This window comes from Rhodanobacter sp. Root561 (assembly GCF_001427365.1).
In the GTDB taxonomy this organism is placed as follows: Bacteria; Pseudomonadota; Gammaproteobacteria; order Xanthomonadales; family Rhodanobacteraceae; genus Rhodanobacter.
Genome location: NZ_LMGH01000015.1, coordinates 105,194 through 118,448, shown reverse-complemented (window position 1 = coordinate 118,448; position 13,255 = coordinate 105,194). Strand labels below are relative to the sequence as shown.

General features: G+C 68.6%; 15 protein-coding genes. 6 read left to right on the top strand and 9 right to left on the bottom strand.

Annotation, left to right across the window (positions count from 1 at the left end):
- Nucleotides 1–5: 5 nt before the first annotated feature.
- Genes ASD55_RS15620 through ASD55_RS15605 form a run of 4 tightly spaced genes read right to left on the bottom strand, consistent with a single transcriptional unit; the run spans nucleotide 6 to nucleotide 2,650 of the window.
- On the bottom strand, nucleotides 6–713 hold the full coding sequence (locus ASD55_RS15620) for an arginyltransferase (RefSeq protein ID WP_056767570.1): 708 nt from the start codon (nucleotides 711–713) through the stop codon (nucleotides 6–8).
- Between the two features lie 44 nt (nucleotides 714–757).
- A complete protein-coding gene (locus ASD55_RS15615; RefSeq protein WP_056767567.1) occupies nucleotides 758–1,150 on the bottom strand; it encodes a DUF2007 domain-containing protein in 393 nt (130 codons plus the stop codon).
- Between the two features lie 18 nt (nucleotides 1,151–1,168).
- Nucleotides 1,169–2,035 (bottom strand): acyl-CoA thioesterase II, encoded by an 867-nt coding sequence (locus ASD55_RS15610; protein WP_056717734.1) that lies wholly within the window; start codon nucleotides 2,033–2,035, stop codon nucleotides 1,169–1,171.
- 54 nt (nucleotides 2,036–2,089) lie between these two features.
- Nucleotides 2,090–2,650 carry an N-acetylmuramoyl-L-alanine amidase gene (locus ASD55_RS15605; protein ID WP_056767858.1) on the bottom strand — a complete coding sequence of 187 codons (561 nt, stop codon included), beginning with the start codon at nucleotides 2,648–2,650 and terminating at the stop codon, nucleotides 2,090–2,092.
- Nucleotides 2,651–2,740: 90 nt separating this feature from the next.
- Here ASD55_RS15605 and ASD55_RS15600 point away from each other — a divergent pair, with 90 nt between their 5' ends.
- From ASD55_RS15600 to ASD55_RS15590, 3 genes are all read left to right on the top strand, one after another.
- Nucleotides 2,741–3,265, top strand: coding sequence for an alpha/beta fold hydrolase (locus tag ASD55_RS15600; RefSeq protein WP_056767855.1), 525 nt, complete (start codon nucleotides 2,741–2,743; stop codon nucleotides 3,263–3,265).
- Nucleotides 3,262–5,463 (top strand): bifunctional 23S rRNA (guanine(2069)-N(7))-methyltransferase RlmK/23S rRNA (guanine(2445)-N(2))-methyltransferase RlmL, encoded by a 2,202-nt coding sequence (gene rlmKL / locus ASD55_RS15595; protein WP_056767564.1) that lies wholly within the window; start codon nucleotides 3,262–3,264, stop codon nucleotides 5,461–5,463. The genes ASD55_RS15600 and rlmKL overlap by 4 nt, the downstream gene beginning before the upstream one ends.
- A 61-nt stretch (nucleotides 5,464–5,524) precedes the next feature.
- Nucleotides 5,525–5,941, top strand: a complete 417-nt coding sequence (locus ASD55_RS15590) for a hypothetical protein (RefSeq protein ID WP_056767561.1) — start codon at nucleotides 5,525–5,527, stop codon at nucleotides 5,939–5,941.
- Between the two features lie 74 nt (nucleotides 5,942–6,015).
- Here the strand turns inward: ASD55_RS15590 and ASD55_RS15585 are convergent, their stop codons facing one another.
- Nucleotides 6,016–6,459, bottom strand: a complete 444-nt coding sequence (locus ASD55_RS15585) for a DUF6491 family protein (RefSeq protein ID WP_056767559.1) — start codon at nucleotides 6,457–6,459, stop codon at nucleotides 6,016–6,018.
- Nucleotides 6,460–6,686: 227 nt separating this feature from the next.
- Here ASD55_RS15585 and egtB point away from each other — a divergent pair, with 227 nt between their 5' ends.
- Nucleotides 6,687–7,934, top strand: a complete 1,248-nt coding sequence (egtB, locus tag ASD55_RS15580; protein ID WP_056767556.1) for an ergothioneine biosynthesis protein EgtB — start codon at nucleotides 6,687–6,689, stop codon at nucleotides 7,932–7,934.
- Nucleotides 7,931–8,920, top strand: a complete 990-nt coding sequence (egtD, locus tag ASD55_RS15575; RefSeq protein WP_056767554.1) for an L-histidine N(alpha)-methyltransferase — start codon at nucleotides 7,931–7,933, stop codon at nucleotides 8,918–8,920. Before egtB ends, egtD begins: the two co-directional genes overlap by 4 nt.
- Nucleotides 8,921–8,965: 45 nt before the next feature.
- Here egtD and ASD55_RS15570 read toward each other — a convergent pair whose 3' ends face one another.
- From ASD55_RS15570 to ASD55_RS15560, 3 genes are all read right to left on the bottom strand, one after another.
- The gene (locus ASD55_RS15570; protein WP_056767552.1) at nucleotides 8,966–10,471 is read right to left on the bottom strand and encodes a peptidase S10; all 1,506 of its coding nucleotides are present in this window, start codon (nucleotides 10,469–10,471) and stop codon (nucleotides 8,966–8,968) included.
- A gap of 89 nt (nucleotides 10,472–10,560) precedes the next feature.
- Nucleotides 10,561–11,181, bottom strand: a complete 621-nt coding sequence (locus ASD55_RS15565; protein WP_056767549.1) for an NADPH-dependent FMN reductase — start codon at nucleotides 11,179–11,181, stop codon at nucleotides 10,561–10,563.
- Nucleotides 11,182–11,199: 18 nt separating this feature from the next.
- Nucleotides 11,200–11,796: a LysE family transporter gene (locus ASD55_RS15560; protein WP_056717725.1), complete on the bottom strand. Its 597-nt coding sequence runs from the start codon at nucleotides 11,794–11,796 to the stop codon at nucleotides 11,200–11,202.
- Nucleotides 11,797–11,884: 88 nt separating this feature from the next.
- On the opposite strand from ASD55_RS15560, the gene ASD55_RS15555 reads away from it, so the two are divergent.
- Nucleotides 11,885–12,784: a LysR substrate-binding domain-containing protein gene (locus ASD55_RS15555; RefSeq protein ID WP_056717724.1), complete on the top strand. Its 900-nt coding sequence runs from the start codon at nucleotides 11,885–11,887 to the stop codon at nucleotides 12,782–12,784.
- On the opposite strand, the gene trxC is transcribed toward ASD55_RS15555, so the two are convergent.
- Entirely contained in the window at nucleotides 12,785–13,228 is a 444-nt protein-coding gene (gene trxC / locus ASD55_RS15550; protein ID WP_056717723.1) for a thioredoxin TrxC, read from the bottom strand.
- Nucleotides 13,229–13,255 lie beyond the last annotated feature (27 nt).

The following is a 13,255-nucleotide window of genomic DNA, read 5'->3' as shown; positions in this document are numbered from 1 at the left end:
CCGTCCTATGGCATGTCGGTCCAGCCTTGGGCCGTGCGGATCTGCAGCGGCTTGAAGCGCCGCTTGTAATCCATCTTCGGGTGGCCGTCGATCCAGAAGCCCAGGTACAGCCACGGGATGCCGCGGCGCCGGGCGAGTTCCACCTGTTGCAGGATCGCGAAGGTGCCGAGGCTGCGCCCGGCTTCCTCCGGCTCGTAGAAGGTGTAGACGGCGGAAATGCCATTGAGGCAGATGTCGGTCACCGCCACGGCCAGCAGGCGTGGCCCCGCGCGCAACTCTATGAACACGGTGGGGCTCCACGGCGCGGTGAGGAAGCGGCGGAAGTCGCTGGCCTCGGCGTCGTCCATGCCGCCGCCGGCATGCCGGCTGTGCAGGTAGCGCTCGTAGAGCGCATGGCGTTCGCGGTTGTAACCGGGGATGCATTCGGTGACGACCACGTTGGTATTGCGCTGCAGGCAGCGGCGCTGGCTGCGGTCCGGCCGGAAGTTCGCCACGTCGATGCGGCACGGGGTGCAGGCGCGGCAGCTGGCGCAATGGGGGAAATACAGGTGGCCGCCGGCGCGGCGAAAGCCGCGTTCCAGCGCGGGGCTGTAAAGCTGGTCCAGGTTGGGCGCGGCCGGATCAAGCACCAGGTTCTGCGCCGTGCGGTCGGCGTAATAGCCGCACGCATGGGGCAGCGTCTGGAACAGCCGGACTTGGTCGGATCGGCGCATGGACCGATTCTATGCCGCGGCAGGCGGCGCCGCACGTGGTCGATTCAGAACACGTGCAGATTGCGCAGCATCGCCACCGCCGCCACGCCGAGCACCACCAGCAGCACGATGCGGCGCACCCGGGCGACGGTAAGCCTGCGCCGGTCCATCGGGGTGGGGCTGCGTGCAGCAGCCAGCTCCTCGCCGTAACGGACCACCGGCTCGATGCCGATCTCGCGCAGCAGGGCGCGGGCGCGGGTGTAGTCGTCGGCGCTGGTGATCCACACCTGGGGCCAGCGGCTGCGATCTTCCTGGCGCTGCGAGTAACTGAAACGCTGCCAGCTGGAGCGGTTGTAGTTGGAGCGGTTGGACACCGTGGCCTCGATGCCGTGCTCGGCCATCAGGGCGACCACGGTATCGATGTTCTGCTCGCGGGGAGAGGTATAGATCTGGCGCATGGGCGGGAGTCTACGCGATCAGTCGTTGCGCACGCGGATCAGGCCTTCCTGCGCGGTGGAGGCGACCAGGTGCCCGTCGCGGCTGAAGATCTGTCCGCGCGCGAGCCCGCGGCCGCCTTGGGCGGTGGGGCTGTCGAAGGTGTACAGCAGCCATTCGTCGACGCGGAACGGACGGTGGAACCACAGCGCGTGGTCGAGGCTGGCCATCTGCACGTTGTGGGTCATGTACGAGATGCCGTGCGGCAGCGTGGCGGTGCCGATCAGGTGGAAATCCGAGGCATACGCCAGCAGCGCGCGGTGCAGGATCGCCGAGTCGTCGATCGGCGAGGTCAGCCGGAACCAGATGTGCTGGATCGGCGGACGCTTCACCGGATGCAGCTCGTCGCGGGGCCACACCTGGCGGAACTCGAACGGGCCGTCGATGCCGAGCCAGCGCTGCAGTTTCACCGGCAGGCGGGCCAGTTCGTCCGGCGGCAGCGGATGCATCGGTTCGATGTCTTCGGGCGCCGGCACCTCGGGCATCGAGGTCTGGTGTTCGACGCCGGTTTCCGGCACCTGGAACGAGATCGAACCGTTCAGGATCGGCTGGCCATGCTGGATCGCCACCACCCGCCGCGAGGAGAACGTGCCGCCATCGCGGGTGCGTTCGACGCTGTAGACGATCGGCGCGCGGATATCGCCGGCGCGCAGGAAATACGCGTGCAGCGAATGCGCCTCGCGGGCCGGATCGACCGTCTGCTGGGCAGCCGACAAGGCCTGTCCCAGCACCTGGCCACCGAACACGAAGCGGGTGCCGATGTCGCGGCTCTGGCCCCGGAACAGGTTGTCTTCCAGTCGCTCGAGCTGCAGCAGCTCGACCAGTTCGGTGACGTGGTTGGGTGACATGGAATCGGACTCGCGGGGACGTAAGCCCGCGATTATAGCGGGCGCAGGCCGCGCTTACGGCACCGCCGGCCGGCTCAGACCGCAAGCTTCGAGCACCTCGGCCCACGGAAACAACGGGCCGGGATCGAGCTTGCGGTGGATCTGGATGGCGGGATCGTCGCTGGCCGGCATCAGGTCCGTGTCCAGCTGTTCATGGCCGGCGATCTGGCGCAGGTTCGGGAAATCCCGGCGCAGCTCGGCCAGCAGGGCGCGCAACGCGGTGATCTGGGCATCGCCGTAAGGCTCGGTCATCTGCTGCTGGCGCGAATCCCACCAGTGCGGATAGCGGCCCAGGTTCACCAGCTCGATGCCGATCGAGTTCGGGTTGTGCCCGCGCACGTGGTTGGCCACGCGGGTGCCGGGCACGTAGCGGTACACCGCGCCATCGCGGTCGATGTAATAGTGGCCGCTGTTGCCGGCGCCGCTGGGGTGCAGCACGCGCTCGCCGTATTCGCGGGCGATGGCCAGGTCCGGCAGCTCGGTGCAGTGGATCACCACCAGCTCCACCGCCGCGGCGGGGCGCTCGGGCAGCAGGTCGACGTAGGGCAGGGGCTGGTCGTGGATGGTCAGGCTCATGCGCGGCAGTTTCGCACGTGCCGCGGCCGCGGCGGAAACGCCGCCTGTTACCATGCGTGCCTTGCTTCGAGCACTTTCATGGAGACCGCCATGCGCGGCCAGATCATTCTTTCGCACGGTTCGGATTCGAGCCCCGAGGCGACCAAGGTCAGCGCGCTGGCCGCACTGGCCGAGTCGCTGGGCTGGCGCACGCAGCGGCCGGACTACCGCGCCGACGACAGCCGCGGCCATGCCGGCTCGGTGGCGCCGCGGATCGCCCGCCTGCGCGCCACCATCGAGGCGCTCGACACGCCGCCGCTGCTGGTCGGTTCCAGCATGGGCGCCTTCGTTTCCGGAATGGTCTCGCTGGACGTGCCGGTGGCCGGGTTGTTGCTGCTGGCCACCCCCAGTGAGATTCCCGGTTATGCGCGCCGCTTCGACCTGCGCGCCGACGTGCCCGCCATGCTGATCCATGGCTGGCGCGACGAGGTCTGCCCGCTGGCCGGCGTGCACGCGTTCGCCGCGCGGCGGCGCCTCCCTCTGCTGGTGCTGGACGACGATCACCGACTGGCTGCCAGCATGGACACGATCAGCGCCCAGTTCCGGCTGTTGCTCGACCAGCAGGCCGCCGCATGAACACCTCGGCAACGCGCGCGTTCTTCGCCACCTGCCCCAAGGGCATGGAATACCTGCTGCGCGACGAACTGGTCGCCATTGGCGCCGGCGACGTGCGCGAGGCGCTGGCCGGCGCGCATTTTTCCGGCACGCTCGAAACCGCCTACAAGGCCTGCCTGTGGTCGCGCCTGGCCAGCCGCATCCTGCTGCCGCTGGCCGAGTTCGACGCGGCCGACGACGACGCGCTGTACCGCGGCGTGCAGGGCATCGACTGGAGTGAACACCTGGCCGCGCATGCCACCTTCGCGGTGGATGCCGGCACCGCGATGAGCAAGCTCAACCACAGCCAGTTCATCGGCCTGCGTACCAAGGACGCCGTGGTCGACCAGTTCCGCCAGCGCGACGGTTCGCGTCCGGACATCGACACCGACGAGCCGGACATCCGCATCAACCTGCGTCTGCGCCGCGACCGCGCCACCGTGTCGCTCGATCTCGCCGGCTCGCCGCTGCACCGCCGCGGCTGGCGCGAGGAGCAGGGCGAGGCGCCGCTGAAGGAAAACCTTGCCGCCGCGATGCTGCTGCGCGGGCGCTGGCCCGAGGTCTACGCGGCCGGCGGCGCGCTGCTTGATCCGATGTGCGGTTCGGGCACCTTGCTGATCGAAGGCGCGCTGATGGCCGCCGACGCGGCGCCGGGCCTGCGCCGCGAATACTTCGGCTTCCTCGGCTGGCAGCAGCACGACATCGCGCTGTGGCGCGGCCTGCTGGACGAGGCGAAGCAGCGCGCCGAGAACGGCCTGCGCACGCTGCGCAGCGTGTTCTTCGGCAGCGACGCCGACCCGCGCATGGTGCAGACGGCCAAACGCAATGCGCAGGAAGCGGGCGTGGCGGGTTTCTTCACCCTGGACAAGCAGGACATGACGCGCGCCGCGCCACCGCCCGGCGTCGAACACGGCCTGGTGATCACCAATCCGCCGTACGGCGAGCGCCTCGGCGATCGCGCCGAGATGCCGAAGCTGTACCGCGCGCTGGGCGACACCTTGCGCCAGCGTTTCAGCGGCTGGCGTGCGGCCGTGCTGGCCGGCGACGTCGAATTGGGCCGCGCGATGCAACTGCATGCCGACAAGCGCTACGCGCTGTACAACGGCGCGCTGGAAACCGTGCTGCTGACGTTCGACCTGAAGCCGCGCGACGAGCAGCCGCGTGAAGCGAAGCCGTTGTCTCCCGGCGCGCAGATGCTGAAGAACCGTCTGGAAAAGAACGTCAGACACCTGCGCAAGCGGCTGGCCCGCGAGGGCATCCACTGCTGGCGCGCCTACGACCAGGACCTGCCCGAGTACGCCGCCGCCATCGACGTCTACGGCGACACACATGGCGACGACCACCTGCACATCCAGGAGTACCGCGCGCCGGCCGATGTGCCCGCCGACGTGGCCCGCATGCGCATGCGCGAGATCGCCCGGGTCGCCGGCGAGGTGCTCGGCGTGCCGCGCGAACGCATCGCGCTGAAGACCCGCGAGCGCGGCAAGGGTGGTTCGAAATACGGCCAGATGGACCAGCGCAACGAATTCATCGAAGTGGATGAGGACGGCCTGAAGCTGCTGGTCAACCTCACCGACTATCTCGATACGGGGTTGTTCCTCGACCACCGCCTGGTGCGCGGCAAGGTGCGCGAGCTGGCCCACGGGAAATGCTTCCTCAACCTGTTCGCCTATACCGCCACCGCCAGCGTCCATGCGGCGGCGGGCGGCGCGCTGGAAACCACCAGCGTCGACCTGTCGGCAACTTACCTGGAGTGGGCTTCGCGCAACCTGGCGCTGAATGGTTTCACCGGTGTCGACCACCGGCTGATGCAGTTCGACGCGCTGGAATTCCTGCAGCGCGACCGCGGCCATTACGGGCTGATCTTCGTCGACCCGCCCACGTTCTCGAACTCCAAGCGCGCCGAGGATTTCGACGTGCAGCGCGATCACGTGAAGCTGCTGGAAGCCTGCAACGAGCGGCTGACCCGCGACGGCGTGATCGTGTTCTCCAACAACTTCCGCCGCTTCAAGCTGGACCGGGAGGCGCTGGAAACGCACTTCGAGATCGAGGACTGGAGCGCGCCCAGCATCCCGTTCGACTTCGCCCGTCGCGCCGACATCCACGGCTGCTGGCTGTTGCGGCGGCGCAAGGCCGATCCGGGCGTCAATCCCTGGGACAGCGCCCGCATCAAAAAGTGAACCCTTCAGTGCACATTAAGCCTGATCCGACGAGCATCTGCCCGTACAACGGAGAACACTCATGACTCGACGTTTCAGTGGTGCAGGCAAGCTGGCGGCCATCGGCCTGGCAGTTGCAGCGGCGGTGGCGATGCCGCTGAGCGCGTCGGCGCGCGGACATGGCTACCATGGCGGCGGTTATCACGGTGGCTACCATGGCGGCTATCACGGTGGTTATTACCGTCACGGCGGTGGTCACTGGGGCGGCGGTCGCTGGATCGCCGGCGCGATCGTCACGGGCGCCGTGATCGGCCTGGTTGACAACGCCTTGCGCCCGGCGCCGGTGTATTACGACGCGCCGGTCTATCGCGAGCCGCGTACCGTGATCTACCGTGAGGAGCCGGTGGTCACCCGTCGCGTGGTGGAGACGCGCACCGTGGTCTACGACGACCCGTACCAGACGCGCTACATCCGCGACGATGGCTACGGTGACGATTGATCGCACTCATCGCTGAAAGCGCTTGAACAGGGGCCCGGTCATCTGGGCCCCTGTCTTTTTGCGGGATGCTTCAGTCAGTGGGCGGGCAGGGTCGTGGGCTGTTCCGCGCCACTGCCGTGACGCTTCGCCTTGGCGCTGAGCTCGTCGAAGCGCTGCTTGTCGATCCGGCTGACCGAATCGATCGCGCACGGCGGCTGCTGGCGCGAGCGCACGGTCTCGCCCGTCTCGCCGCAGATGCGCCCCCGATTGTTGATGGCATTGGAGCGGTTGGGGCGGAACATCAGTCCCGCTGGCACCATGCCCAGTCGTGGGCAGTCATGGCGCAATTCGACCAGGTAGCGCTTCGGGCCCGTGCGCACGATTGCGGTGCGTGCATCCACGATGTGCCATTCGTTGATCTGGGTCGTGTCGATGCACTCGCCGGCGGGCAGGGGCGGGTGGGCCGCCTTGTCGGCCGCCTGCGCGGTACCCGCGCCGGTGGCGAGGGCAAGCATCATCAGGGGAAGGATCAGTTTCATCGGACGTGCCTCGCTTTCTCGGGATGGTGCGAACCGTGATCCAGCCACGGCAGCTGCATGCCGCGATGTGCCGGCATGGGGAGAGCAGACGGAGTATCCGCGATACTCTTGTCACAAGAAGTGAACGGTTGATCCGCCATGCTGGGGAATATGCATGTGACCCGAGACTACATCACCGACTCCCCTTTCCCCGCTGGCACCGGGACGTCGTTCCGGAGGGCTGGCTGATGGCCTCGCGAACGCTGGCGGCGGAAGACATCGGCAGCCGCTTCGGCAAGGTGCGCGGGCGCAGCCTGGAACTCTGCGCCAACCTCAGCGCCGAAGACCTGCAGCTGCAATCGATGCCCGATGCCAGCCCCGGCAAATGGCACCTGGCCCACACGACCTGGTTTTTCGAACAGTTCGTGCTGGGGCGCGATCCGGCTTATCGGCCCCGTGATCCGGCGTGGCATTACCTGTTCAATTCCTACTACCAGTCGGTCGGGCCGATGCATGCGCGACCGCAGCGCGGGCTGCTGTCGCGCCCCTCGCTGGACGAGGTGCGCGACTACCGCAAGCGCATCGACGACATGGTGGCCGACCTGCTGGCCCGCGAGGACGACGCCGAACTGTCCTCGCTGGTCGAGCTGGGCCTGCATCACGAGCAGCAGCACCAGGAACTCCTGCTGACCGACATCAAGCACGCGTTCTGGTGCAATCCGCTGCAGCCCGCATATCGCGCGCCGATCCTCGCCGAGGCTGGCGCGAAGGCCGTGCCGCTGCGCTACATCGATGGCGGCGAGGGCATCGTCGAGATCGGCCATCGCGGCGAGGGTTTCGCCTTCGACAACGAAACCCCGCGCCACCGGACCCTGCTGCAGCCGCATGCGCTGGCCAACCGGCTGGTGACCAATGCCGAGTACCTGGCGTTCGTGCGCGAAGGCGGTTATCGCGAGCCCGGCCTGTGGCTGTCCGAAGGCTGGGCCACGGTGCAGCGCGAGGGCTGGCAGCATCCGATCTACTGGCAGGACGACTTGGCCAGCGAGTTCACCCTGGCCGGCGTGCGCGCGATCGATCCGCAGGAGCCGGTCTGCCACCTGAGCTATTTCGAGGCCGAGGCGTTCGCGCGCTGGGCCGGCGCACGACTGCCCACGGAAGCGGAATGGGAGTCGGCCGCGCAGGGCCTGCCGGTGCACGGCAACCTGCAGGACCAGGGGCGCTGCCAGCCGCAGCCAGCCGTGGCTGGCGAGGGTCTGCTGCAGATGTTTGGCGACGTGTGGGAGTGGACCGCCTCGCCCTATATCAGTTACCCGGGCTTTCGCCCGCTGCCCGGTTCACTGGGCGAATACAACGGCAAGTTCATGTGCGGGCAGTGGGTGCTGCGGGGCGGTTCGTGCGCCACGCCACGCGACCATCTGCGCGCCACCTACCGCAATTTTTTTCCACCACACGCCCGCTGGCAGTTTGCCGGGCTGCGACTGGGACAGGATCGATGAGCAGCGTACAACCCTGCAGCACCGGCGACGACGATCGCCGCCCGCCACTGAACGACCTTCTGGCGATCGCCCGGCACGGCCTGGGCCTGAAACTCAAGCGCCTGCCTTCGTGGCTGTTCTACGACGAGCGTGGCTCGGCCCTGTTCGAGCAGATCTGCGAGCAGCCCGAATATTACCTGACCCGCTGCGAAGTCGCCCTGATGGACGAACACGCCGCCAGCATCGCCGACAGCCTGGGCAGCGAGGTGCGGCTGGTCGAATACGGCAGCGGCAGCGGCTTGAAGACCCGCATGCTGTTGCGCGAGATGCACGACCCGGTGTCGTACGTGCCCGTCGAGATCTCGCCGGCGCCGTTGAACGAGAGCGTGCGCAGGCTCGCCCTGGAGTTCCCGCAGCTGCCGCTGCAGCCGTTGTGCGCGGATTTCAGCAAGCCCTTGCGCCTGCCGATCCCGCCGCGCGCACCGCGCCGGACGGTGCTGTATTTCCCCGGTTCCACCATCGGCAATTTCGAGGCGCGCGACGCGGTGGACCTGTTGCGCAAGATGCGCAACGAGATGGGCGACGCGGGCGGCATCCTGATCGGCGTGGACCTGAAGAAGGACGTTGCGCAGATGGAAGCGGCCTACAACGATCGCGCTGGCGTCACCGCCGAGTTCACGCTGAACATGCTGGCGCGGCTGAACCGCGAGATCGGCAGCGATTTCGATCTTTCAGGCTTTCGTCACCACGCGCGCTACAACCCGATGGCCGGCCGCATCGAGACGCATATCGTCAGCAGCCGCGAGCAGCAGGTGAAGATCGGCAGCAGCAAGGTGGGTTTCCGCGCCGAAGAAGTGATCCAGGTCGAATACAGCTGCAAGTATTCGCTGGAAGACTTCGCCGCCCTGGCCGAAAAGGCCGGGCTGGCGGTGATGCGCACCTGGCTGGACCCGCAGCGGATGTTCAGCGTGCAATACCTGGTGCGCGCCAGCGCCGTGGCGCGCTGAGCGGCGACGGGCCGGCGCGAAGCCGGCCCCCCAAGGCCCCAGGGATCACTTCGCGCCGTAGAGCTGCTTCACGTCGGCGGTCAGCGCGGCCTGGCTGTCGGGCCGGGCGTAGAACATGTGGCCGCCCGGGTATTCCTTGACCTGCACGCGCGACGGGTCGCCCATCGCCGGCATCTGGTCGACGGCCAGTACCGAGACCATGAACGGGCAGGACAGGTCGTCCCAGCCGTGGGCGATCAGCACGCGCAGGCCGGGGTCGTTGGCCACGGCCTGGCGCAGTTCCTTCACCGAGCCTTCCTGTGCGTCGTCGTCCTCGTGCCACAGGCGGTTCACTTCGTAGCTGAGCGCGTTGTAGCGGCCGTCGACCTTCCAGCCCACGGTCTGCGTGACGAAGTGGACCATCGCCGTGGTGGTCGGCGCGATGATCCCGTTGAGGATCGGGTCGCCGGTCTGCTGGCGCGGCGCGTACGGGAACGGGTCCCACGCGGTGACGTTGGAATCGTAGCGGCTGCCCAGCTTGCCCTCGGCGCGATACACCTCGCGCAGGTAGGCCTGGGTTTCGAGGCGGCCACCGGAGCGCTTGACGAACAGCGGGTCCAGCCCGGTCAGGTCGGTGACCTTGCGGATCATCGCTTCGGTGGCGGCCGGGTCGGAACGTCCCTTCATCAGGGTGGTGGCGTACTCGCCGCGCGTATAGGCGATGACCGGCGCCATCGTCTCGGCGCTGAGCTTGCCTTCGCGCTCCAGGTGTGCCGCCGCGATCGACGGTAGGGTAGTCATCCACGGCAGCGGCGAGACGGTGTCGTCGCTCCATGCGCCGGGGTCGAGATACGGCGAGATCAGCGTCACGCCGCTCATCGCCACGCCCAGCTGGGTCTGCATGTATTCGGTGATGCGCGGGCCGCGGAAACCGCCGTAGCTTTCGCCCACGTAGTACTTGCGCGCATCCATGCGGCCGTTCTTCACCAGCCAGTCGTACATGATCCGCGACAGGTACTTGATGTCGACGTCGGTGCTGTAGAACTGCTTCGTCGCCTCCTTGTCATCGACCAGCGCGCGGCTGTAGCCGGTGCCGATCGGGTCGATGAAGACCAGGTCGGTGAAGCCCAGCCAGGTGCCGGGGTTGTCGTGCATGGTGGGGCGCTCGGACGGCGAATCGCCCTCGACGCCGAAGTCCACCTTCTTCGGGCCGATCGCGCCCAGGTTGAGGTAGACCGACGAGGCACCCGGGCCGCCGTTCAGCGCAAACGTCACCGGCCGGTCGTTGCCGGCCATGGTGTAGGCGGTGAACACCACCTCGCCGGTGGTCTTGCCCTTCTCGTCGCGCACCGGCAGCGAGCCGACGGTGACCGTGTACTTGAGCGTGCGGCCGTCGACCGTGGCGGTTTGCGTCACGTGCGCGTCGGCGGGGAACGGCGGCAGCTGGAAGCCATCCTTGCCCGCTGCCTGGGCGCTCGCCACCGGCTTGTCGCTGTCGGCCGCGGCGGCCGGGGTGGTGAATCCAGGCAACAGCAGGGCGACCATCAGGGCGAACGGCAGGGACTTGCGCACAGGCCTCTCCTCGGGCGTAAAGACCGAAGCCTAAACGCGCGGCGGGTGCGCCGAGTGTGCTGAAAGGCATGGGTGGGCGCAGCCATGGCTCAGCCCGGCATGGCTCGCGGCTGCTCCAGCGTAGCCGGCGGCGCCACGCGTTCCATCCATGAGTCGAAGCCCAGCAGGAAGGACTGCAGCGATTGCAGCGTGGCGGTGTCGGTGAGCCAGCCCTGGGCATCGAAGCGCTCGGCGGCGCGGGCCACGAACAGGCTCGGCGCCGGCATCACCAGCGCGCCGCAGGTGTGCAGCACCTGGCGCAGCGAGGCCTGTGCCAGCCGGGTGCCCCACGGGCCGCTGCTGGCGCCGAGCACGGCGACCGGCTTGCCGGCGAGCACCTCGCCGATGGGACTCTCGCGCGACAGCCAGTCCAGCACGTTCTTCAGCACGCCAGGGATCGCCTGGTTGTACTCGGGCGTGGCGATGACCAGGCCGTCCGCGGCGGCCACCGCGGCACGCAACGCCTGCACGCCGGCCGGACCGGCCGGATCGTGCGACTCCAGGTCCTCGTCGAACAGGGGCACGGCAGCCAGCGCGTCATGGACGTCCAGCTGCAGGCTCGCTGGCCCCTGCAGTGCGGCGGCGTGCAACAGGCGACGGTTCCAGGACTGGCGGCGCAGGCTGCCGGCGAGGCAAAGCACGCGGCGGGCGGGAGCGGGGTGAAAGGTCATCGCAAGTCTCCGGTCAGGTCAGGGTTTGATCAGCAACAGCACGGCGCAGGCGACCAGCAAGGCGCCGCTGACGATGTCCACGCCGCGTCGCGCGATGGGCCGGGCCAGCCAGCGCGCCAGCGAGGCGCCGAGCGCGGCCCACAGCCACAGGCAGAGCGTGGGGATCAGCACGAACATCGCCACCAGCAGCAGATAATCGTGCGCGTCGGTGGCCGGCATCGCGGCCAGCACGGTCAGCACCAGCAGCCAGCTTTTCGGGTTGAGGAACTGGAAGCCGACCAGTCCCAGCGCGCCGGCAGGCAATGGCGACGAAGTCGTCGTGTCGCCTGGTGGCGACATCCCGGCGATGCACAGCGAAGCACCGAGCCAGGCCAGATACAGCGCCCCGGCCAGGGCGATCCAGCGTCGCAGCGACGGGAGTGCCGCAAAGGCCGCCGCAGCGCCCAGTGCCGTCACCGCCAGCAACAACAGGCCGCCGAGCACGATGCCGGCGATCATCGGCAGCGTGCGGCGCATGCCGGCGGTTCCGGCTGCGCGCAGGATCACCAGGTTGTTCGGGCCGGGCGTGATCGCGGCCACGCACAGCAGGCCGGCGGCGGCGAGCAGTTGCTCCATGGGTCGTGCTCCGCAATGGTCGAATGCCATGCATGCTCGGCCATGCCAGTGGTCGATGCTGTCCAATCTATGGTCTAGAATTGCGACCATGAACGAGTTGCCGCTGAATGCCCTGCGCGCATTCGCCATGGTCTACGCCCACGGCGGCGTGCGCGCCGCCGCGCGCGAGCTGGGCCTGGCGCACTCCTCGGTGAGCCGGCACCTGACCGAACTGGATCGCTGGCTGGGCGTGCCCTTGCTGCGCGCCTCGGCCGGTCGCGGCGCGCTGGTGTTCACGCCGCAGGGCGAGGCGCTGGGGCGTGCCACGCTGGCCGGCCTGCGCGGCATCGAGCAGGCGGTGGCCGCGTTGCGCGAGACCCGGCCGGCGCACGCGGTGACGCTGTCCACCTCGCCCTCGTTCGCGATCCGCTGGTTGCTGCCGCGCCTGCCCGCGCTGGAAAAGGCGCACCCGAAGATCGAGCTGTCGGTGCAGGTCGAGCAGCGGCTGGACGCGCTGGACGATGGCCGCATCGACCTGGCGATCCGCATGGGCACCGGGCCGTGGCCGGGCTTGCATGCCGAAGCGCTGATGGACGATGCGCTGTATCCGGTGATGAGCCCCACGCTGTGGCAGACGTCCGGACGCCCATCGGAGCCGGCGCAACTGGCTGGCCTGCGCCTGCTGCACGACCGCGACCCGCAGGCGTCATGGGAAGCGTGGCGCAGCGTGCACGGACCGGCGAAGCTCGCGCTGCAGGGCGGTGCGCGCTACACCTCGTCCGACCTGGTGTTGCGGGCGGCGATGCAGGGGCAGGGCGTGGCGTTGGCGCGCCATCGGCTGGCCGCGGACGACGTCACGAATGGCAGCCTGTTGCGTCCGTTCGGCGAACTCGGCGTGCCGTTGGGAACTTCGTACTGGATCGTGCGACCGCCGGCGAAACCACGCGCGGCGGTGGCCGCGGTGATCGACTGGCTGCGCTGGCAGGCCGCGGGCACCGTGGCGCGCTGATCAGCCGCGCGCCAGCGCACCCTCGACGAATTGCTGCAACTGCGCCGCATTCAGTGCGCCGGATTGCCGCGCGATCTCGCGGCCCTGCCTGAACATGATCAGGGTGGGAATGCTGCGGATGTTGAAGCGCGCCGCGATCTGCGGTTGCGCTTCCGTATCCAGCTTGGCCAGCCGCAGGCGCGGCTCGAACTTGCCGGCGGCCTGCACGAATACCGGCGCGAAGCCGACGCACGGCCCGCACCACGGCGCCCAGAAATCCACCAGCACCGGCAGGTCGCCGCGGCCGGCGATCGCGTCGAAGTTCGCCGCGGTCAGTTCCGCCGGATGTCCCTCGAACAGCGCCTGCTTGCAGCGGCCGCAGTTCGGGTGCTCGGCCACGCGGTCGGCCGGCACGCGGTTGAGGGCGCTGCAGTGCGGGCAGGGAATGGCAAGCGGTGTACTCATGGCAAACTCCGATCTCCGGCAGGCGCC

What these genes read in the sequence shown, in the direction of transcription:
- ASD55_RS15620 (WP_056767570.1), bottom strand. Translation starts at nt 713, where the DNA reads ATGCGCCGATCCGACCAAGTCCGGCTGTTCCAGACGCTGCCCCATGCG.
- ASD55_RS15615 (WP_056767567.1), bottom strand. Translation starts at nt 1,150, where the DNA reads ATGCGCCAGATCTATACCTCTCCCCGCGAGCAGAACATCGATACCGTG.
- ASD55_RS15610 (WP_056717734.1), bottom strand. Translation starts at nt 2,035, where the DNA reads ATGTCACCCAACCACGTCACCGAACTGGTCGAGCTGCTGCAGCTCGAG.
- ASD55_RS15605 (WP_056767858.1), bottom strand. Translation starts at nt 2,650, where the DNA reads ATGAGCCTGACCATCCACGACCAGCCCCTGCCCTACGTCGACCTGCTG.
- ASD55_RS15600 (WP_056767855.1), top strand. Translation starts at nt 2,741, where the DNA reads ATGCGCGGCCAGATCATTCTTTCGCACGGTTCGGATTCGAGCCCCGAG.
- rlmKL (WP_056767564.1), top strand. Translation starts at nt 3,262, where the DNA reads ATGAACACCTCGGCAACGCGCGCGTTCTTCGCCACCTGCCCCAAGGGC.
- ASD55_RS15590 (WP_056767561.1), top strand. Translation starts at nt 5,525, where the DNA reads ATGACTCGACGTTTCAGTGGTGCAGGCAAGCTGGCGGCCATCGGCCTG.
- ASD55_RS15585 (WP_056767559.1), bottom strand. Translation starts at nt 6,459, where the DNA reads ATGAAACTGATCCTTCCCCTGATGATGCTTGCCCTCGCCACCGGCGCG.
- egtB (WP_056767556.1), top strand. Translation starts at nt 6,687, where the DNA reads ATGGCCTCGCGAACGCTGGCGGCGGAAGACATCGGCAGCCGCTTCGGC.
- egtD (WP_056767554.1), top strand. Translation starts at nt 7,931, where the DNA reads ATGAGCAGCGTACAACCCTGCAGCACCGGCGACGACGATCGCCGCCCG.
- ASD55_RS15565 (WP_056767549.1), bottom strand. Translation starts at nt 11,181, where the DNA reads ATGACCTTTCACCCCGCTCCCGCCCGCCGCGTGCTTTGCCTCGCCGGC.
- ASD55_RS15560 (WP_056717725.1), bottom strand. Translation starts at nt 11,796, where the DNA reads ATGGAGCAACTGCTCGCCGCCGCCGGCCTGCTGTGCGTGGCCGCGATC.
- ASD55_RS15555 (WP_056717724.1), top strand. Translation starts at nt 11,885, where the DNA reads ATGAACGAGTTGCCGCTGAATGCCCTGCGCGCATTCGCCATGGTCTAC.
- trxC (WP_056717723.1), bottom strand. Translation starts at nt 13,228, where the DNA reads ATGAGTACACCGCTTGCCATTCCCTGCCCGCACTGCAGCGCCCTCAAC.